At 31.4% G+C, this 20,070-nt stretch carries 15 protein-coding genes; 6 read left to right on the forward strand and 9 right to left on the reverse strand.

The features are described from left to right. Window positions 1-209: 209 nt before the first annotated feature. Together NAB20_RS02100 and NAB20_RS02105 are read right to left on the reverse strand one after the other, a co-directional pair. Window positions 210-926 carry a geranylgeranylglyceryl/heptaprenylglyceryl phosphate synthase gene (locus tag NAB20_RS02100; protein WP_088392562.1) on the reverse strand — a complete coding sequence of 239 codons (717 nt, stop codon included), beginning with the start codon at window positions 924-926 and terminating at the stop codon, window positions 210-212. 113 nt (window positions 927-1,039) lie between these two features. Then, window positions 1,040-1,684, reverse strand: coding sequence for a 4'-phosphopantetheinyl transferase superfamily protein (locus NAB20_RS02105; RefSeq protein ID WP_088392558.1), 645 nt, complete (start codon window positions 1,682-1,684; stop codon window positions 1,040-1,042). Window positions 1,685-1,933: 249 nt separating this feature from the next. On the opposite strand from NAB20_RS02105, the gene ahcY reads away from it, so the two are divergent. From ahcY to NAB20_RS02120, 3 genes are all read left to right on the forward strand, one after another. Then, window positions 1,934-3,250, forward strand: a complete 1,317-nt coding sequence (ahcY, locus tag NAB20_RS02110) for an adenosylhomocysteinase (protein WP_105195339.1) — start codon at window positions 1,934-1,936, stop codon at window positions 3,248-3,250. A gap of 430 nt (window positions 3,251-3,680) precedes the next feature. Beyond that, window positions 3,681-4,313: a nicotinamide riboside transporter PnuC gene (gene pnuC / locus NAB20_RS02115; RefSeq protein WP_105195340.1), complete on the forward strand. Its 633-nt coding sequence runs from the start codon at window positions 3,681-3,683 to the stop codon at window positions 4,311-4,313. Further along, window positions 4,268-6,373, forward strand: a complete 2,106-nt coding sequence (locus NAB20_RS02120) for a DUF4301 family protein (protein WP_375605431.1) — start codon at window positions 4,268-4,270, stop codon at window positions 6,371-6,373. Before pnuC ends, NAB20_RS02120 begins: the two co-directional genes overlap by 46 nt. Window positions 6,374-6,796: 423 nt before the next feature. Here the strand turns inward: NAB20_RS02120 and NAB20_RS02125 are convergent, their stop codons facing one another. From NAB20_RS02125 to NAB20_RS02140, 4 genes are all read right to left on the reverse strand, one after another. Further along, window positions 6,797-8,713, reverse strand: coding sequence for a S9 family peptidase (locus tag NAB20_RS02125; protein ID WP_375605432.1), 1,917 nt, complete (start codon window positions 8,711-8,713; stop codon window positions 6,797-6,799). Window positions 8,714-8,808: 95 nt separating this feature from the next. Next, a complete protein-coding gene (locus NAB20_RS02130; protein WP_375605433.1) occupies window positions 8,809-12,036 on the reverse strand; it encodes a reprolysin-like metallopeptidase in 3,228 nt (1,075 codons plus the stop codon). Window positions 12,037-12,241: 205 nt separating this feature from the next. Further along, a complete protein-coding gene (gene tyrS / locus NAB20_RS02135; RefSeq protein WP_088392546.1) occupies window positions 12,242-13,552 on the reverse strand; it encodes a tyrosine--tRNA ligase in 1,311 nt (436 codons plus the stop codon). A 1,027-nt stretch (window positions 13,553-14,579) separates the two neighbouring features. Then, on the reverse strand, window positions 14,580-14,900 hold the full coding sequence (locus tag NAB20_RS02140) for a CRISPR-associated endonuclease Cas1 (protein WP_375605770.1): 321 nt from the start codon (window positions 14,898-14,900) through the stop codon (window positions 14,580-14,582). Window positions 14,901-15,036: 136 nt separating this feature from the next. Between NAB20_RS02140 and NAB20_RS02145 the strand changes: the two genes are divergently transcribed. Continuing rightward, window positions 15,037-16,014: an SDR family oxidoreductase gene (locus tag NAB20_RS02145; protein ID WP_105195344.1), complete on the forward strand. Its 978-nt coding sequence runs from the start codon at window positions 15,037-15,039 to the stop codon at window positions 16,012-16,014. Between the two features lie 4 nt (window positions 16,015-16,018). Here the strand turns inward: NAB20_RS02145 and NAB20_RS02150 are convergent, their stop codons facing one another. Genes NAB20_RS02150 through NAB20_RS02160 form a run of 3 tightly spaced genes read right to left on the reverse strand, consistent with a single transcriptional unit; the run spans window position 16,019 to window position 18,499 of the window. Beyond that, complete coding sequence (locus NAB20_RS02150; protein ID WP_088393877.1) at window positions 16,019-16,408, reverse strand: DUF4296 domain-containing protein; 390 nt, start codon at window positions 16,406-16,408, stop codon at window positions 16,019-16,021. Window positions 16,409-16,418: 10 nt separating this feature from the next. After that, window positions 16,419-17,756, reverse strand: coding sequence for a dihydroorotase (locus NAB20_RS02155; protein WP_127823271.1), 1,338 nt, complete (start codon window positions 17,754-17,756; stop codon window positions 16,419-16,421). A gap of 17 nt (window positions 17,757-17,773) precedes the next feature. Further along, window positions 17,774-18,499, reverse strand: a complete 726-nt coding sequence (locus tag NAB20_RS02160) for a polyprenol monophosphomannose synthase (protein ID WP_088393881.1) — start codon at window positions 18,497-18,499, stop codon at window positions 17,774-17,776. A 102-nt stretch (window positions 18,500-18,601) separates the two neighbouring features. On the opposite strand from NAB20_RS02160, the gene NAB20_RS02165 reads away from it, so the two are divergent. Both NAB20_RS02165 and NAB20_RS02170 read left to right on the forward strand, forming a co-directional pair. Further along, window positions 18,602-19,267, forward strand: coding sequence for a DUF4271 domain-containing protein (locus tag NAB20_RS02165; protein ID WP_105195346.1), 666 nt, complete (start codon window positions 18,602-18,604; stop codon window positions 19,265-19,267). Between the two features lie 32 nt (window positions 19,268-19,299). Next, complete coding sequence (locus NAB20_RS02170) at window positions 19,300-20,049, forward strand: uroporphyrinogen-III synthase (RefSeq protein WP_105195347.1); 750 nt, start codon at window positions 19,300-19,302, stop codon at window positions 20,047-20,049. Window positions 20,050-20,070 lie beyond the last annotated feature (21 nt).

The following is a 20,070-nucleotide window of genomic DNA, read 5'->3' on the forward strand; positions in this document are numbered from 1 at the left end:
GCAATGATAAAAACTGGCCTGACTAACTGAAGAGGGAATTTGAGTTATTAAAAAGACAAGGACATAAGTAAATTCCTTATATGACTCCAACGAATTGACACGATAAAATTATTAGTATGAATTTAAAATCATTTAAGCTTTTCATTATAGTAAATATTTTACTATGAATAGTTATAATAATGTTTAAATAGCTTTTTAAACAACTTGAATTAGTCAAAAAAATTAGCATCTTGTTCAAATGCTGTACCTATTACAACCATATCGGCACCAGCTCTGTAAGTTTCTTCTATAGATTCTATTGATCGTATTCCTCCTCCAACAATAATGGGAATTGTAAGATTTTGAGAAACTTCACGAATCATTTCTAGTGGAACTTTTTCTAAAGCCCCACTTCCTGCTTCTAAATAAATAAGTTTACTACCTAAATACTCTCCTGCTTTAGCTGTTTTGTACACTAAACTAACATTTTCTCGTTCTATGGGTTTCGTTTTGCTAACACGCTCAACCGCAGTTTCTATTCCTCCATTTATTAGAATATAAGCGGTAGAAATAATCTCCAAATTCATTTTTTCCAACAAATCTATTGAATTGATATGGTGCTCAATTAAATATTCTGGGTTACGACCAGAAAGTAAAGTTAAAAACAATAAACCGTCTGCTTGATGTGAAATTTGTGAAGGATGCCCTGGAAAAATTAATATAGGTAATTTACATTCTTTTTTTAACTCTACAATTAATTCGTCTATAATCAAATTTTGAACAATACTTCCGCCTATAAAAACATGAGTAGCAGAGGATTGATTAATTTTTTTAGCTAACAAATTAGCATCCGAAATCTTAATTTTGTCTGGATCAATTAAAATAGCTAATAATTTTTTGTTTACTTTCTTTGCTTTAAGGATGGACTCATAAATCGTAATTGGCATCATCAAATTAATTTAACGATTCAAATTTAATCTTTTTATCAAAACAAATATTTTATTCTTATAAGCTGTATTTTATGATAATTATTTCATTTAATATGATATTCTATAAAGTTTTAATAAGATCTAAAGGCACAAACCAAGATATAATCTTCTATCATACAAAAATTTATATTAAAATCTTCGACTTGATTATTAAAACGTAATTGTGCTTTGCAGTGATTATCTTGTAAATCAAATGTTTCTTCAAAAATATGATCCGGAAAACTAATCCCTGTTTCATTTTTTATTTTAAATATAGATTCTTTTATCCCCCAAATAGTAACAGCTTTTTGTATTTGTTCTTTTTTTGAAAGGTTTTCTATATGTGCCATATTCATATAACGTGGTGCTATACGAAGGACTTTTTCTTTTATTTTCTCTATATCTAACCCTATAGCTTCTTTACTTAATGCAATTGCTGAAAATTCATAAGAATGTGAAATACTTATTACTAATGGTATTTCATTGTTTTTAGAGTTTAGAAAAGGTTTACCACTAATATCATAACTCAAGTCATAATCTGTATAACCGCAATATTCTAATAACATTCGAACTCCTAAAAAGCTTTTTCGATGACTTTCAGAACGCATACTTTTCAATCTATCTAACGATTGATCCTTTAAATATACCTTTCTTAATAACTCCTCATAAGTTTCTGAATTTTTCCACAGGTATACGATAATTTTGTCTGAAAAATGTATTTTTTTATAAAAAGGCATCTTACATTTAATTAATTCCAAAAGTCCACAACGATTATTTTAAAACAAGTTAGACGACTTGCTTTTTTATTTTGAAATAATTACAAACCACAGAAAACGCCCAAAAAGACAAACGCACTGATAATTAAATAGTTATAACAAAAAAACAATTATTAATTTATCTAAATCTGTTGGCAAATCAAAAACTAATCCGTAGTTTTGTACCCGATTTATTTAATTTAATATTAAAAAACAAATATACTAATATAGATGAGTACTACAACAATTCCGTATGTACCTTATAAGGTTAAAGATATTTCTTTAGCAGAATGGGGAAGAAAAGAAATTCAATTAGCAGAAGCTGAAATGCCTGGTTTAATGGCTATTCGTGCTGAGTATGGGCCAAGTCAACCATTAAAAGGTGCTCGTATAGCAGGTTGTTTACACATGACTATTCAAACAGCTGTATTAATTGAAACTTTAGTTGCCTTAGGAGCTGAAGTAACTTGGTCTTCTTGTAATATATTCTCAACACAAGATCATGCTGCTGCTGCTATTGCTGCTGCTGGTGTTCCAGTATATGCTTGGAAAGGCATGAATGCCGAAGAGTTTGACTGGTGTATTGAACAAACGTTATTTTTTGGAGAAGACAGAAAACCTCTAAATATGATTCTTGATGACGGTGGTGATTTAACTAATATGGTATTTGACAAATACACCGAATTGGTTGAAGGGATCAAAGGTTTATCTGAAGAAACAACAACAGGAGTTCACCGTTTATACGAAAGAATGAAAAACGGTACGTTATACATGCCAGCTATCAATGTAAACGATTCCGTTACCAAGTCAAAATTTGACAACAAATATGGTTGTAAAGAATCAGCAGTTGATGCTGTTCGTCGTGCAACTGACGTAATGTTAGCAGGTAAGAGAGTAATAGTTTGTGGTTACGGTGACGTAGGTAAAGGTACTGCTGCTTCTTTCCGCGGAGCAGGTTCTATTGTTACCGTTACAGAAATCGACCCAATTTGTGCTTTACAAGCAGCTATGGACGGTTATGAAGTAAAACGTTTAGATACTGTTATAGGAAATGCTGATATTGTAATTACTACAACAGGAAACAAAGACATTGTTGTAAGTCGCCATTTTGAAGCAATGAAAGACAAAACGATTGTTTGTAACATAGGTCATTTTGACAATGAAATTGATATGGCATGGTTAAATGCTAATCATGGTTCTACTAAAAAAGAAGTAAAACCACAGGTAGATATCTACAATGTAAATGGTAAAGAAATCATTATTCTTGCAGAAGGGCGATTAGTAAACTTAGGCTGTGCTACAGGTCACCCATCATTCGTAATGAGTAACTCTTTTTCTAACCAAACATTAGCACAAATCGAATTATGGACTAACAGTACAGCTTACAAAAACGAGGTGTATATGTTACCTAAACATTTAGATGAAAAAGTAGCAGCTTTACACTTAACTAAATTAGGTGTTGAGTTAGAAACCCTATCAAATGACCAAGCGGCTTATATTGGTGTAGAAGTTAAAGGACCTTTTAAACCTGAATATTACCGCTATTAATATTGCTTTCTTATAAAAATAAGGCTGTTCAAAATCAACATTCTCTTACTTTTACTCTAGCTAATCAACAAAAAAACTAAGCAAATTAAGAAAAAAGACAATAGAACAGCCTTGTTTTATTTTGTTTGAATTTATTTAAACAAACATGCTAAACTACTGTACTCTATCAAAAAAGATAGAAATACACAGAATTTATTCTACCTCAAATGTAATTTCACTACGTTGAAAGCAGAAATAATATACTTTTTTCTAAAACTCAACATCTTTTTTATCTGTAAAAAATCACTTCATTCAGGACTAAAGTATAATCTAGAAAAATATAACATATTATTACTCCTATTTTTAACTCACTTTTTACTAGTTTTGTTCATAAACATTTTACATTCTATTAATTAAGGCTAATTTACATTTTTCAAATTATTTAAAGATCATGCTTAATCAGATACTAATACAATACCAAAATGTTCCCTATTGGCAAATTGGACTAGAAACTATTGCTTTTATTTTTGGGATTTTGAGTGTATGGTTTGCAAAAAAAGAAAATTACTTAGTTTTTCCTACTGGAATTATTGCCACAAGCATAACCGTTTACATTATGTATAAAGCTCAATATATGGCTGATATGAGCATTAATATATACTATACTTTAATGAGTATCTATGGCTGGCATAAATGGGGGCAATTTAAGTTGAACAAAAAAAACATTGTACAAATTACCCAAACCAATAAAAAAGAAAAAATAATGGGATTTATTATGTTCTTACTAACAGCCATTGTTTGTATTGGTATTTATACTATTTTCAAAATCAAAATACAACAAAATAATTGGATTGATATTTTTACTACTTGTATATTTTTCACAGCCATGTGGTTTATGGCCTTAAAAAAAATAGAAAGTTGGAGTTTATGGATTATTGGAGATTTTCTTATTATTCCTATACTTTGGTCAAGAGAACTTTATATATTTGCCCTCCAATATATTATTTTCACAATTTTAGCCATATTGGCCTATTTAGAATGGAAGAAAATCTTAAGCAAAGAAAAACAAATACTCTCAGAATAACCACTTACGGACCAGAAAGTACTGGAAAAACAACGCTCGCACGCGATCTAGCAAATCATTTTAATACCGCTTGGATAGTAGAATATGCTAGAGATTTTTTAACAGAAATTCTTGATAAAGAAGGGCGTATTTGTGAAGAAAAAGATTTACTACCCATTGCTATTGGACAAATTACTATTGAAAATGAAGCGCTAAAAAAAGCCCAAAGATTTTTATTTTGTGATACAAATGCCCTTGTTACTAAAGTATACTCTGATATTTATTATAATCAGTGTTCTCCTCAATTAGAAGAAGCCGCTAATTTACATCACTATGATCTTTATTTTCTAACAGATAAAGATATTCCTTGGGAAGCAGACGGTTTAAGAGACAGTGCTGAATACCGCAATTTATCATTTGAAGTATTTAAAAAAAATTTAATACAATACAACAAACCCTTTATTCAAATAAGTGGTAATAGAGAGGAACGTTTAAAAAAAGCAATCAAAATTGTAGAAGATCTAGAAAAAGCACTAAATGCAGGCTTTACAAGCCATGAATTTGTAGAACTCTACAACCAAAACAAAAATATTGATTTAATCATTAAACAAATTCATTACTTACGAAAAGGAATTACTAAAACCGAATTAATAGCTCCTGCTACAATTGGAAAAGGAATAATAAAATTAAGCCCTGAAGAACAAATTTATTACATTAACTATTTCAACTCAAACAAGATAGATAAAACATTAGAAAAATTTATTCCTGCTTCAGGTGCTGCCACTAGAATGTTTAAATTTTTACATGATTTTATACTCGATTTTAATCCCGAGGAGGAAACTATCAATGGTTACATCAACCGAACCAATAATACTGCTTTAGAAACTTTTATCGCAGGAATTGAAAAGTTTCCATTTTATCAAGAAGTCATTACAAAGTTAACCATTCAAAACAATCATTACAAAAAATTATCTGCTGCTATAAAAAAATATCTTTTCATTAAAACAATATTAGAAGACCCTGATTTTAATTTTCTTAACAAACCAAAAGCTGTACTTCCTTTTCACAAAAACGAAGAGAGAATTAATACTCCTATTGAAGAGCACCTCAAAGAGTCTAATCAGTATGCTTGCAATAATAACGGAAATATTCATTTTACTATTTCAGCCGAACATGAAACTTTATTTACGGAATTAATTAATCAGCTCCCTAAAGAATTAAAAGAAAAAACACGTGTTAGTTTTTCTTATCAAGATCCTTCTACTGATTCTATTGCATTAACTAAAAACAATAAGGTATTAAAAAATAAAGAAGGTAAATTTCTTTTTCGCCCTGGGGGCCATGGTGCTTTACTTTATAACTTAAACGATAGAAATGCTGATATTATTTTCATAAAAAACATAGACAATGTTTCTCAAAATCATTCTGAAATCATAACAGAATACAAAAAAACCTTAGCTGGTATTTTGTTAGAAATTAGTACCAAAAGTCATAATTACCTGAAAGAACTAAATAAAAACAAATACAATAATGCTCTAATACAAGAAATAAAAAATTTCATTGAGAATAAACTTTCTATAATTATAAATACTGACTTTGATGAGTATAAAGAGGAAAGTCAAATCAGAATTTTAAACTATTTCCTAAACAGACCAATACGTGTGTGCGGAATGGTAAAAAACGAAAATGAACCTGGTGGTGGTCCTTTTTGGGTAAAAGATAAAAAAGGAAACTCAACCTTACAAATTGTTGAATCCGCACAAATTGACCTAGAAAATGAGAATCAAAAATCAATTTTTAAGTCTGCTACTCATTTTAACCCTGTAGATATTGTCTGTTCTATAAAAGACTACCAAGGTAATAAATTCAACTTATTAGAATTTACAGACCCTAACACAGGATTTATAGTTAAAAAAAATAAAGACGGAATCCAATATAAATCATACGAACTACCAGGATTATGGAATGGTAGTATGGCCAATTGGATTACTCTTTTTGTAGAAGTCCCTCTTGATACCTTTAATCCTGTCAAGACTGTTAATGATCTTTTAAAATCGGCCCATCAACCTGAAATTTTATAATTTAAAATCAATTCTATCCAAAGAAAAAGTCACACAATAAGCTCATAGATATCATTTGGTTTTTTATTTCTTGAAACATTATCTATAAGGCATCTGTAAGATCTATAAAGTCTAATCCAAAAATACAAACCCCATTTTTAAAGTAAAAGCCTAAAAACGGGGTTTAAAAATTTAAAATTAAAAGGACATAAAACTTAATTTTATCTCAGATTTCGCATTAGATTTCATTCTGAAACAAAATTTTTCAATACGTTCAAGTACTCACGGAAAATTTTAGAAGATGAAATAGAAAACTATTTTCATGATTAAAATTGGAGTACATGCCTCAATTGAAAGAAAATAAAGTGAAATAAATTTTCGCCTATTCACTTCGAGTCTAATGCGAAATTTGAATTTATAGATACATTATGATTTTTGAATCATCTATAAAGTCTCTTTAAGCCATTTGAAAAATTCACGTTGCCATACTAACGCATTTTGAGGTTTTAAAACCCAATGATTCTCTTCTGGAAAATGCAAAAAGCGACTTTTAATTCCTTTTAATTGAGCCGCTTGAAAAGCTTCTTGCCCTTGTCCTAGCGGAACTCTATAATCTTTACCTCCTTGAATCACTAAAATAGGCGTATTCCAGTTATTAATTAAATTAATAGGATTAAAATCATTATATGTTTTTTGTGCAACAAGATTGTTTTTTTCCCAATACGCTCCTCCAGAATCCCAGTTAGTAAAAAATATTTCTTCTGTTGTACCATACATACTTTGGGTATTAAAGATGCCACAGTGTGAAATGAAAGTTTTAAAACGATTATTGTGAATTCCAGCTAAATAAAATACAGAGTATCCTCCGTAACTAGCACCCACCGCTCCTAGTCGTGTTTTGTCTACATAGGATTCTTTTGCTACATCATCAATAGCTGATAAATAATCGTCCATAACTTGACCTCCCCAATCTTTACTTATTTGTTCATTCCATTTTACACCATGACCAGGCATACCTCTACGATTTGGAGCAACTACAATATAACCTTGTGATGCAATTGTTTGAAAATTCCAACGGAAAGAATAATATTGAGTTAATGCGCTTTGCGGTCCTCCTTGACAATATAATAGCGTAGGATATTTTTTGCTCGGGTCAAAGTTTGGAGGAAATACAACCCAAACTAGCATTTTTTTTCCATCTGTAGTAGTCACATAACGTTTTTCGGTTTTACATAAATCTAATTTGTTGTAAGTTTCCGCATTAACGTGTGTTATTTGATGCCATGATTTGTTTTTTAAATGATACGAATAAATTTCAGTAGCGTGATTCATATCATTTCGAGACAAAAGAATTTGGTCTGTAGTAAAATCTATAATTTGAGTAACATCAAAATCGCCATTTGTAATTTGTTTAACGCTAATAGCTGCTTTAGTTAGCCCAGGAAAATTTACCTCAAATAATTGTTTGGTACCGTCTATAGGAGCAAGAAAGTACACTTTTTTACCCTCTTTACTCCATTTAAAACTTTCTACAGTACCATCCCAGTTCGCCGTTAAATTAATCTCTAATCCTTTATGTTTTACAATAATATCATTTTTATCTGCCTCATAACCGTCATTTTTCATTTGTAACCAAGTAAGATCTCCATTAGGTGAAAATTCAGGATGTGTATCATAACCAAGATTATTAGGTGTCAAATTTAAAGTTTCCTTCGTTTCAATATTGTATTGGTATAAATCGGTATTTGTACTAGTAGCATAAGCCGTTCCTGTCTTTTTTTTACAAACATAGATGATGTTTTTACTGTCAGGAGACCAAATATAATCCTCATCACCTCCAAATGGTTTCTGTGGAGCGTCATAAGGTTCGCCTTCCATAATATCTACAGGCGGTGCTAAACGTACATTAGGAGCTGGCACACCACCAAAAAAAACATGGTTGTATGTACCATCTCGCCAAGTATCCCAATGACGATAATCAAGACCATCATATACTTGAGCATCTGATTTAGACAACTCGGGATAAATATCTTTTCCTAAAACAGGTGTTATTTTTACTTCTTTATCTGAAAGTAAATACATTCCGTCAGGAGAAATGTTTTTGTTTTTTATCAATTCTTTGTATTCTTCAATTTCAATAGGACTACCACCTGTGACAGGAATACTATAAAATTTATTAGTAGACTTATTTTCTTCAACAGATGGAGTTCCTACTTTATAAATTATATTTTTACCATCTTTTGATAGTCCAATAGGAGTAACACGACCGAGTTTCCAAAGTAAATCAGGAGTCATGATATTTTGTGAAATTCCAGAATTAATACTCATAAGCGTTACGCTTAATAGCGCTAGTTTTTTCATCTTTAATCTTTTTTGCTAAAATAATCATTTTATCTGCAAAAAAAGCTATCTCTAAGAGATAGCTTTTTGGCTGGAGGTTGGGTTAATTATCAAAGTTATTCTTTGATAAAGCGTTTAGTAACCGTTGTATTCAGATCAGAAACTTCTAATACATAGTTTCCAGCACTACAATTGGTTACATTTATTTTTTCGTCATTTATTTTTCCTTCCAAAATAATTTGTCCAACTAAGTTATACACTTTATAGGTAGCTGATTCAGAAGTTCCTTTAACTGAAAGTATATCAGAGGTTGGAATAGGAAATACCGTAATATCAAGTTTTGATAGACTATTTTTTTCAACTTCTTTTGCGCTGGAAGAAATGTTAATAGTATAATCTTCTACCTGACCATAAGAAAAAGCTTCACATGCTGTAGGAATACCATTATATTTCATAGAAACTCTCATTCGTGTTGTTCCTAAAGTGGCCGTTGTTGGAACTGTAAATGTACCCGAAACCGATGTTGTAGTAGAAGCCGCTTTAGTCCAAACTGTTTCACCTGCATCTGCAAAATCACCATCTTGATTGTAATCAATAAAAACCGCATAGCCTTCAGGGTAAGTTGTTGAAGCCCAAGAAGGAGTAATTGTTATAGTTTGTGCATTACCTCTTATGGCTGAAGTTGATAAAGTGGTAAAATTTTCATAGCCAACAGTTCCTGTAGAAGAGTTATTTATTGATCCAATTACAACTTTTGCTATTTTTTCATCAGCAGTACTATTTCCTTTGGATGTACAATATGTTAAAGAGTTAGAAGATGTAGTTACGCTAACAATGTTACTTGCATTAGAAATGTTACCAGCAGCATCTTTAGCTTTAACAGTAAATGAATAGGTTGTAGCTGCAGTTAGTCCAACAACATTATATGAGGTAGAAGAAGTTGTTCCTAATAAAGTTGTTCCTTGATAAACGTTATATGCTGTAACGCCTACATTATCAGTAGCCCCGCTCCATGATAAATTAGTAGTCGTAGTCGTAGTACCTGATGCGCTTAATGTTGGAGCTGTTGGAGCTGTTGTATCAATTACAGAAGCTGAAGTCGTTACTGTTATAGCATTACTAGCATTGGAAATGTTACCAGCAGCATCTTTAGCTTTAATAGTAAACGTGTATGATGTAGAAGCTGTTAACCCTGTTACATTATAAGTAGTAGCAGTAGTAGAACCAATTAATACTGTATCCTGATATACATCATACCCCGTAACACCTACATTATCTGTTGAAGCAATCCAAGACAAACTAGTTGATATTTCTGTAGTACCAGAAGCCGTTAAGGCAGTTGGAGCAGTTGGAGCGATTGTATCAGAGGAACCGGCAACAACTGTAATGTTAGCATTATTAACATCAAAAAAGATATGATTTGAACCTTTTACCATGATTCTACCTGTAGTAGTTGCGGTATTAGGAATCGTTATATTTTCTGTACCATCATTCAAAGTTCCAGTTAACAAGGGGATCCAAGTAGCACCATTATTGGTTGACCATAAAATGTCTACATTAGCACAGTTAACACCATTTGCAGTTGTACCTGCCACATTCCAAGTTACCATTTGAGAGGTTCCTCCTGTATAAGAAGTAGCACTTCCTTGTGATGTAATAGAAAAAGGCCCTGCCGTTCCATTTACAGTTACAATCATATCATCTGAGTTATTTGCAGATCCTCCTGCTCTGTTATCACGAACAGTAAAACGGAAATTCATAGTTCTTGCAACAGAAGGTAACGCTTCTACTACAATATCTGTTCCTTGAGTAGTTGTTCCTCCTGCTAAAACAGAAGTCATTTGAGGAAAATATCTCGAAGGAGAGGTAGTTGGATTATATGATCTAAATGTAGGACCAGCTGTTTTGGTAGCACTAGCGGCAGAACTTGTTCCTGTTTGTGATGAAGTAGCATTATCAAATTGCTCCCAAGCATACGTTAAAGCATCTGCATTTGCGTCAGTACCTGCACCTGTAAGTATAAAAGGAGTGCTTTTAGGGATGGTAAAATCTAAACCTGCATTTGCTGTAGGTACAGCATTACCTGTTGCTGTGTTTACAGAACAATTTTTATTTTTGATATTATTTGTAACTTGTTGGATACTAAAAGCATGAAAATAAGCGTCTGAATGAGGTTGTACATCTTGAGCCGTAATACCTGCATATCCCATAATAGTAGAGCCTGATCCTGGTTCCATGTTGGCACCAGTACCTTCATTTCCATGTGAAAAAGTATGATTAGCTCCAAACTGATGCCCCATTTCATGCGCTACATAATCAATATCAAAATTATCTCCTTGTGGTACTCCATCACCAGGCGATGTATAGCCAGAACCTTTATTTTTGTCCGTTGTACTTACAGTATCATCTACACAAATACAACCAATACAGCCTGCATTACCTCCGCCACCAGAAGCACCAAATAAATGTCCAATATCATAAGCTCCATTGCCAATAGTATTGGTTAAATTATTTTGTAATTCAGTATTCCATGCGCCTCCAGAACCTGTAGATGCTACAGAATAAGGATCTGTAGAAGCATTTGTATAAATAAGGACATCATTGTTAGCGATTAAGTTCATTCTAACATTGAAATCTTTTTCAAAAACGCCATTTACGCGAGTCATTGTGGCATTCATAGCCGCCAATGCTTGTGCTCTAGTGCCTCCAAAATAAGCCGTATATTCTCCTGTTACAGAAAGGGCTAAACGAAAAGTTCTCAAAATAGCATCATCAGCATTTGGTCGTAAATTTGTCCCCGAAGTCCTAAAACTAGGTACTACTTTATCTATCACTTTACATTCAAAAGGAGATAAATCCTCTTTTTTATCAGTTTTTTTATAAACAGAATATGTTTTTAAATCTTTTGAATATGGTTCAATAAAAGAAGCTGATTTGCCTGCATTTAACGTCATAGACTTAAATCCTAATGGAGACATACTAAAATAGGCCGTTGAAGTAGGATTGTCAATACCTATTCCTATATAGGAACGGATTTGAGGGTATTTAGCCTGTAAAACAGGATCCATATTAGAATTTTCATAAACTCTAAATTTTTCCAAATTTCCTTCTGAATTAGGAAGCGAAATAACTAATGTTGAAGAAGAACGACTAAAACGATTCGTTGATTTGGCTAATTGCTCTTTGATTAAATCTATATTTAAATCAAAGAGATTTTTTTCAGGAAGCTGTATTTTACTGTTTAACAAGGCTTTACGACTTGTACCTGTACGTTTCCACAAGTCATTTTGCCCCAATACAACCCCTGTTGCCAATAAGGCAATTAAAAGTAGTTTATTTTTCATTTTATTTATTAGTTGGTATTAATAATAATTGCGAATATATTTATATTATTTTAATAAAATGGAATAAATTATAACAAAATACACTAAAAAAAACAGATTAAAATAAATGAACTATAATTTATCTTTTAAATACTTATTAATACTACTTTTATTAAATAAAAAAAGCCGCTTAAATAAGCGGCTTTTTTTTATTACAAAATAGTATTTAACTAATTCTTACGATAAAATAGTTTTTTTTACCTCTTTGAAGCAAAACAAATTCATTATTAATAAGATCCTTTTTTTGTAGTATAAATTCTTCGGTTACTTTTTCTCTGTTCACAGAAATTGAATTTTCAGTCAACGCTCTACGCGCTTCACCGTTTGATTTCAAAAAACCTGTTTTAGCATTAAGCACATCTACAATAAGAATACCTTCCTCTATCGCTTCTCTTGAAATGGTTGCTTGAGGCACTCCTTCAAATGCTTCTAAAAAAGTTTCTGAATCTAATTTTTTTAAATCCTCAGAAGTAGAATTTCCAAATAATATATTAGAAGCAGCAATCGCTTTATCTAAAGCTTCTTTATCATGTACGAAAAGGGTTATTTCCTCAGCTAATTTGCGTTGTAAAACTCTTAAATGCGGAGCTTGACGATGCTCTTCAATTAAAGCTTCAATTGTTTCTTTATCTAAGAAAGTAAATATTTTAATGTACTTTTCTGCATCTGCATCTGTTGTATTAAGCCAAAATTGATAAAATTTGTAAACAGTGGTTTTGTCTGCTGTTAACCATATATTTCCGCCTTCTGTTTTTCCAAATTTTGATCCGTCTGCCTTCGTTATTAAAGGACAAGTTAAGGCATAAGCCTTTGCTCCTTCTTCTTCTGTATCTACATTCATTCTACGGATTAACTCAGTACCTGTGGTAATATTACCCCATTGATCACTCCCTCCCATTTGCAACTTACATCCGTATGTTTTGTGCAAATGATAAAAATCATATCCTTGAATTAATTGATATGTAAATTCTGTAAAGGACATACCGTCCCCCGTTTCTCCTGAAAGACGTTTTTTCACAGAATCTTTAGCCATCATATAGTTAACCGTAATTCGTTTTCCTACATTTCGAGCAAAATCTATGAAAGAAAAGGTTTTCATCCAATCATAATTATTTACTAATACAGGCGCGTTGTCATCGGTAGCATTAAAGTCAAGAAATTTAGATAAAACCCCCTTAATGCCCTCTACATTTTTAGAAAGACTTTCCTCATCTAATAAATTGCGTTCGTTGCTTTTTCCAGAAGGATCGCCAATCATTCCCGTAGCTCCTCCTACTAATGCAAATGGTTTATGACCAAAATTGCGAAGGTGAACTAATAAAATGATCGGAACTAAACTTCCTATGTGCAGAGAATCTGATGTTGGATCAAATCCTATATATGTTGCCGTGCTTTCCTTTAACAATTGTTCTTCTGTTCCTGGCATCATATCGTGTACCAGTCCACGCCATTGTAATTCAGCAATTATGTTTTTCATTATTTAAAAAATTTTTGCAAAGATAAGTTTTTAGTTTTTAGATTGTAAATCTCCTATATCAGATTTTAACCCAGATTACGCATTAGAAATCTATTCCACTTTATTTTTCTTCAAATTCAAGCACGTACTCAAATTTTAATCATCAAAATAGTTCACTATTTCTTCTTCTAAAATTTTCCGTGAGCACTTGAATTTATTGAAAAATTTTGTTTCACAACGAAGTCTAATGCGGAATCTGGGTTTAATAAGTTCAACAAACTTTAAAAAATAATTCTATCAAAGTAGATTAAAGAATTTGTAGTTCGTATAAATAGTAAATTCCACGGAGTAAGCGGGATTTTAGACTTTCGTCTACGGCATATAGTCTTATTGTGATAAGATTAAAGATTAGAATAATTTTATCTGTTGCTGAGATAAAAAAAATGTAAAATATTTTTATTTTTTTAAGCAAATGTATTTTTTATAAGTTTAGGTGTAAGCTAAACAACATAAAAACTATTATGACAAAAATTTTAGGTGTCGACTTAGGGCCCAACTCCATTGGTTGGCAATTAGAGAAGATGAAAACGAAGGAATAAACACAAGACTATCGTGTGACACAAGGAGGGATCACATAACGTTTGAAACAATATACTGGAATTAGATTATGCAACTCCTCCTTCCCAGAGTGACAAACAAAACGGTGATTTATTTATTATAAAAATGATTCGTAATCTTATCATTTATAAAATAGAAGCGAAATCACATACATTAGATAATGTAATTTCTCCCTTGAGCTCAAGTGACAAACTACAACTGGATTACGGCTTTTGCTCCCTACCTACAAGATTTTTTTGTTCCTTTTTGTCTTTTCATCTCGCGTATGAAGTCTAATACCAAATTCTAGTTAAAAAACGTTTCAAAATTTTCATATAAAAAGTGTGTAAAAAAAATGTTTCAATTATTTTCACACAAGGAAAGAGTGAAGAGGAAAGAGTAATTTCAAATCTTAAACAATTCAAACCCTACTCCTTAACCTCCTAACCTCCTAACCTTCTAAAATCAAAAAAATTAATAATAAACCCAGATGCCGCAGTTGAATGTGGCAGCTCTCTAAGTTTAAAAACATTCCGTTGGGAAGATGATTTTTATGGCAAATAATTACCGCTGAATTATGTTGTATTAACAAATTTATAGCAGGAATACTTATGTATATTTCAGGATTATCAAGAATAATAAAACCTATATCTTCTATAGGTAAAGCGTTTTCTCTTTCTTCTGACTTAATATGTAACTGATTGTTTTTTGTAACAATAAAACATTTGTTTTCTATAAGTACGGTTTTTTTAGCATAGTTAATGTTTACTATTTATAACAATTTACTAACTAAAAAAATAAAAAGGATGAAATCGTTTAACGACTCTTATTAAACGATAATATGTATAAAAGCGTTTTAAAGTAATGAAAATGGAAGATATAATTTTAATCTTTTTTATATTTGAACCATGATTTTAGTTACAGGCGCAACAGGGTTAGTAGGTTCACACTTAATTTTGAGTTTAATCAATTCAGGGGAAAAGGTAAAAGCTTTATTTCGTACAGAAAAAAACAAAGAACGGGTAAAAAAGGTATTGGCTCATTATCAAAAAAAAGAGGCGTTTGATAAAATAAATTGGGTAGTAGGCGACATACTAGACATTCCTTCTTTAGAATTAGCATTTCAAGATGTTACGCAAGTTTATCATTGTGCAGCCTTGGTGTCCTTTGATCCAAAGGAGGAAGATAATTTAAGAAAGGTGAATATTCAAGGAACCGCCAATGTAGTCAATTTGTGTATTGATTTTGGTGTTCAAAAATTATGTTATGTAAGTTCTATTGCTGCTTTGGGAGATCTAAAAGAACATGAAAAAAAAATAACGGAAGCAACAGAGTGGAATCCTGAGTTGTCACATAGTGATTATGCTATTTCTAAATATGGCGCGGAAATGGAAGTATGGCGCGGCTATCAGGAAGGATTGCCTATTGTAATTGTTAATCCAGGGGTTATTTTAGGTCCACTATTTTGGAGAGAAGGAAGTGGTACTATTTATAATAAGGTAGCTTCTGAAATACCTTTTTATACAAAAGGAAGTACTGGTTTTGTATCAGTAGATGATGTCGTTTGTATCATGAAAAAACTAATGGAAAGTACTATTGTAGGCCAGCGTTTTATTGTCGTATCGGAAACGAAATCATACCAGGAAATAACAAATCTTATAGCAGCGAAATTAAATGTCAAAAAACCAACCATTTTAATACAATCCTACGCACTAAAATTGGCCTATAGCTTTGATTGGTTTTTAGGATTATTCGGTAAAACCAACGTTTTATCTAAGGATATGATTCGTACTTTACAAACGATGAACGATTATGATCATTCTAAAATACTAAAAACTTTTCATTTTGAGTTTACAAGCATAGAAGATTACCTAAAATCAAATTAAAGAACTACTGTTGATTGGCTTTTGGTTTTTTTAATTTTTCTTTTTTTAATTCCGCTTGTCGTAATTTTTCTATCTGAATTCTTTCTTTTTTTATTTTTTCTATAGCATGGTCGTATATTTTTTTGTAGTTAACAATGTCTACAGAATAATATTTGTTACTATTTACTAATTGTAAGCTGTCTATATGATACTTTTTGTAAACGTATTTTTTAGGATCAATCTGATTTGTCGGGAGTAATTTGGCATCATATCCTTTAATAGCCTGAATTAATGCCAAATCATATAATATTTTCTCCATAGTTGCTTCATCTATAAGGTTTTCAGGCTTTTTGATAGCTGAATCCTGGCAAGAAATAAAAAAGATAATTAAAAAAAAGCAAACTATTTTGTTCATATAAAAGGGTTTATCGGTTAAACTCTAATCGCATTCCTTGTTGAATATCTTGGACTTGATTATTTTCGTATACTAAATTACCGTTTACAAAAGTATGGGTAATTTTTGATTTAAATGTATAATTTTCAAAAGGTGACCAACCACATTGGTATAAAATATTATCCTTAGAAACAGTCCAAGAAGAATGAGGATCTACAATAACTAAGTCTGCATAATATCCTTTTCTTATAAAACCACGACGATCTATCTGAAATAATTTAGCTGGGTTATGGGCCATTTTTTGAACAATTCGTTCTATTGAAATTTTGCCCTGATGAAAGGCTTCAAATAACGCAACAACAGCGTGCTGAACAAGAGGCCCACCCGAAGGAGCATTTGTATAAGGGTTTTGTTTTTCTTCTATAGTGTGAGGTGCGTGGTCTGTAGCAATAACATCAATACGATCGTCTAATAAAGCTTCCCATAAAGCATTTTTATCTGTTTCTGTTTTTACAGCAGGATTCCACTTGATCAGTGTTCCTTTATCAGCATAATCTTTATTGGTAAACCATAAGTGGTGCACGCATACTTCGGCTGTTATTTTTTTATCTTCTAACGGAATCGAATTATCAAATAAGTCCATTTCTTTAGCTGTAGAGAGATGAAAAATATGCAAGCGAGCTCCCGTTTTTTTTGCTAATTCTATAGCCTTAGAGGAGGAAATATAACAAGCTTCTTCACTTCTTATTAAATGATGGCAATCCACAGGAATATTGTCACCATATTTTTCTTTATAAATCGCTAAATTATTTTGAATAGTTGTTTCATCTTCACAATGTACACAAATAATCATATTCGTATTGCTAAATATTTTTTCTAGTACCTCTTCTCGATCTACTAGCATATTACCAGTAGAAGACCCTAAGAAAATTTTTATAGCAGCTACATTGCGCGGATTGGTTTTTAACACTTCTTCTAAATTATCATTAGTAGCTCCCATCATAAAGGAGTAATTAGCATAAGAAGTTTTAGAGGCTATTTCATATTTTTGTTCTAATAACTCTTGCGTTACCGCATTAGGTACGGTATTAGGCTGTTCCATAAAAGTCGTAATACCGCCCGCTACAGCCGCTTTAGATTCAGAAGCTATAGAACCTTTGTGGGTTAGACCTGGTTCACGGAAATGAACTTGATCATCTATAGCACCAGGAATTAAATAATTATTTTGGGCATCAATAACCTGAAAGTGTTCGAGAGGAACTATGTTTTCCGAAATATCTATTATAAACTGATTTTCAATTAAAACATCCCCTTTAAAAATTTGGCCTTCATTGACTATCTGAGCATTTTTAATTAAAATAGTTTTCATGATGTGTTGTGTTTTTTTTATAATAGATTAAACATTTTACGTAGTCGTAACATGATAACGCCAAAAATAGCTTCACGTATAATAGCACCACTCATTTTAGACTCCCCTTTAGTACGATCAGTAAAAATAATAGGAACTTCTATGATTTTAAAATGATTTGCAAAAGTTCTGTATTTCATTTCTATTTGAAATGCGTAACCTGTAAACTTTAATTGGTTTAGATTTATTTTTTCTAACACTTGTCGCTGATAGCAAATAAAACCAGCGGTAGCATCCTGAATTTGCATACCTGTAATCATTCGAACATAAACAGAAGCAAAGTAAGATAACAAAACCCGATTTAAAGGCCAGTTTACAACATTTACCCCTGTAATGTAACGAGAGCCTATAGACATACTGGCATTATTTGTTTTGCAAGCTTCATAAAGTTTTATAAGATCATTGGGATTGTGCGAAAAATCAGCATCCATTTCAAAAATATAATCATAATGATGTTGTATAGCCCATTTAAAACCATGTACATAGGCCGTTCCTAATCCCGCTTTTCCTTGTCTCTTTTCAAGAAATAATGACTCAGGATATTCTTTTTGCAACGCAATTACATGGTCGGCGGTACCATCAGGAGAGTTATCATCTACAATTAGCACATCAAATTTTTTGGGCAAAGTAAAAACAGCTCTTATAATAGCATCAATATTTTCTATTTCGTTGTAAGTAGGGATGATAACAATGGAGTCCTGCATAAATTTGTTGAATTGTGTTGCAAAAATAATCTTTTTAAATTATGTGTGTTCTAAATTATTTATAATTCGATAAAGGGAATGAATATTTTGTAATTTTGTCCTATGAATCACTATGAGTTAATTCCTCGAATTGTAGAGAATAAAAATTGGATTACTATAGTTTTTATTGTAGCTATAGGAGTGGTAACGGTTACTAAAGCAGTTTTTGAAAAACGCTTTATTGATTTTGTTCGATTATTATTTAATAATAAATATATAAAAATTTACAAGGATCCGAGTAACCTAATGACTTGGTTTACGATTTTGTTATTTTTTGTACAATTAATTTCGTTTTCCTTTTTTATACAATTAGTTTTATCCTATTATGGATATACGACGAAGACTAATTGGATCAGTTTCATTCAAATTATTACTTTCTTAACCTTTTTTGTTTTATCAAAATATTTGATAGAAAAAATTATAGCTACCTCATTTGACACAGAGTTGTTTATTGAACAATTTAATCTTTTTAAAGTTAGTTATAGAACCTATTTAGGAATATTATTATTACCTGTTGATATGGTGTTATATTATACCAATTTGACAAATCAATATGTTATTCTTGGAATTTTGGTTATAATTTTAATAATAAACACCATAACTTATCTTGTGTCATTGCGAAATTATCAAAACTTACTTTTAAGGAAGTTGTTTTATTTTATTTTGTATATTTGCGCCCTGGAAATTGCACCTTATTTTTTCGTGTATTATTACATCACAAATAGGTAAAGCATAATTGTACAAAACAACATTTTTTGACTATGAAAGTGAAAACGATTTTAGTATCGCAACCTGAGCCAAAAGTTGAGAACTCGCCTTATTTTGATTTACAAAATAAGCATAAAATAAAAGTTGATTTTAGACCCTTTATTCATGTCGAAGGAGTGCCTGCTAAAGATGTTCGCGCTCAAAAAATTGATTTGAATAATTATACAGCGATTATTTTAACCAGCAAGAATTCTGTTGATCATTTTTTTAGAGTAGCAGAGGAAATGCGTTATAAAGTTCCAGAAGATTTGCGCTATTTTTGCCAATCAGAAGCAGTAGCTTATTATCTACAAAAGTATGTAGTTTACAGAAAGCGAAAAATTTACGTTGGACAAAAGGATTTTGCGGATATGTCTTCTTTCTTTAAAAAGTATAAGGACGAGAAATTTTTATTACCTGCGTCTGACAAATTAAATGCAGATGTCCCACAAACTCTAAATAATTTAAAATTAGATTGGACTCCGGGTACTTTTTACAAAACAGTAATGAGTGATTTATCAGATCTAAAAGATGTATATTATGATGTATTAGCATTTTTTAGCCCAACAGGAATACAATCTTTATTTAAGAATTTTCCTGATTTCAAACAAAACGATACCCGTATAGCGGTATTTGGAAGTACAACTCAAAAAGAGGCTGTTGATCATGGTTTGCGTATAGATATTATGGCACCTGCTCCAGGCGTACCTTCCATGACTATGGCACTTGAAAAATATGTAGCAGAAGTAAACAAAGGAAAATAATTTTTATTTATATATTCCCAA

The organism is Flavobacterium davisii (assembly GCF_042182265.1).
Classification (GTDB): domain Bacteria; phylum Bacteroidota; class Bacteroidia; order Flavobacteriales; family Flavobacteriaceae; genus Flavobacterium; species Flavobacterium davisii.

Coding starts and splice junctions, on each gene's coding strand:
- NAB20_RS02155 (WP_127823271.1), bottom strand. CDS start 17,756: ATGAAAACTATTTTAATTAAAAATGCTCAGATAGTCAATGAAGGCCAA.
- NAB20_RS02150 (WP_088393877.1), bottom strand. CDS start 16,408: ATGAACAAAATAGTTTGCTTTTTTTTAATTATCTTTTTTATTTCTTGC.
- NAB20_RS02145 (WP_105195344.1), top strand. CDS start 15,037: ATGATTTTAGTTACAGGCGCAACAGGGTTAGTAGGTTCACACTTAATT.
- NAB20_RS02130 (WP_375605433.1), bottom strand. CDS start 12,036: ATGAAAAATAAACTACTTTTAATTGCCTTATTGGCAACAGGGGTTGTA.
- NAB20_RS02170 (WP_105195347.1), top strand. CDS start 19,300: ATGAAAGTGAAAACGATTTTAGTATCGCAACCTGAGCCAAAAGTTGAG.
- ahcY (WP_105195339.1), top strand. CDS start 1,934: ATGAGTACTACAACAATTCCGTATGTACCTTATAAGGTTAAAGATATT.
- NAB20_RS02125 (WP_375605432.1), bottom strand. CDS start 8,713: ATGAAAAAACTAGCGCTATTAAGCGTAACGCTTATGAGTATTAATTCT.
- NAB20_RS02120 (WP_375605431.1), top strand. CDS start 4,268: ATGGAAGAAAATCTTAAGCAAAGAAAAACAAATACTCTCAGAATAACC.
- NAB20_RS02100 (WP_088392562.1), bottom strand. CDS start 926: ATGCCAATTACGATTTATGAGTCCATCCTTAAAGCAAAGAAAGTAAAC.
- NAB20_RS02105 (WP_088392558.1), bottom strand. CDS start 1,684: ATGCCTTTTTATAAAAAAATACATTTTTCAGACAAAATTATCGTATAC.
- NAB20_RS02165 (WP_105195346.1), top strand. CDS start 18,602: ATGAATCACTATGAGTTAATTCCTCGAATTGTAGAGAATAAAAATTGG.
- NAB20_RS02160 (WP_088393881.1), bottom strand. CDS start 18,499: ATGCAGGACTCCATTGTTATCATCCCTACTTACAACGAAATAGAAAAT.
- tyrS (WP_088392546.1), bottom strand. CDS start 13,552: ATGAAAAACATAATTGCTGAATTACAATGGCGTGGACTGGTACACGAT.
- pnuC (WP_105195340.1), top strand. CDS start 3,681: ATGCTTAATCAGATACTAATACAATACCAAAATGTTCCCTATTGGCAA.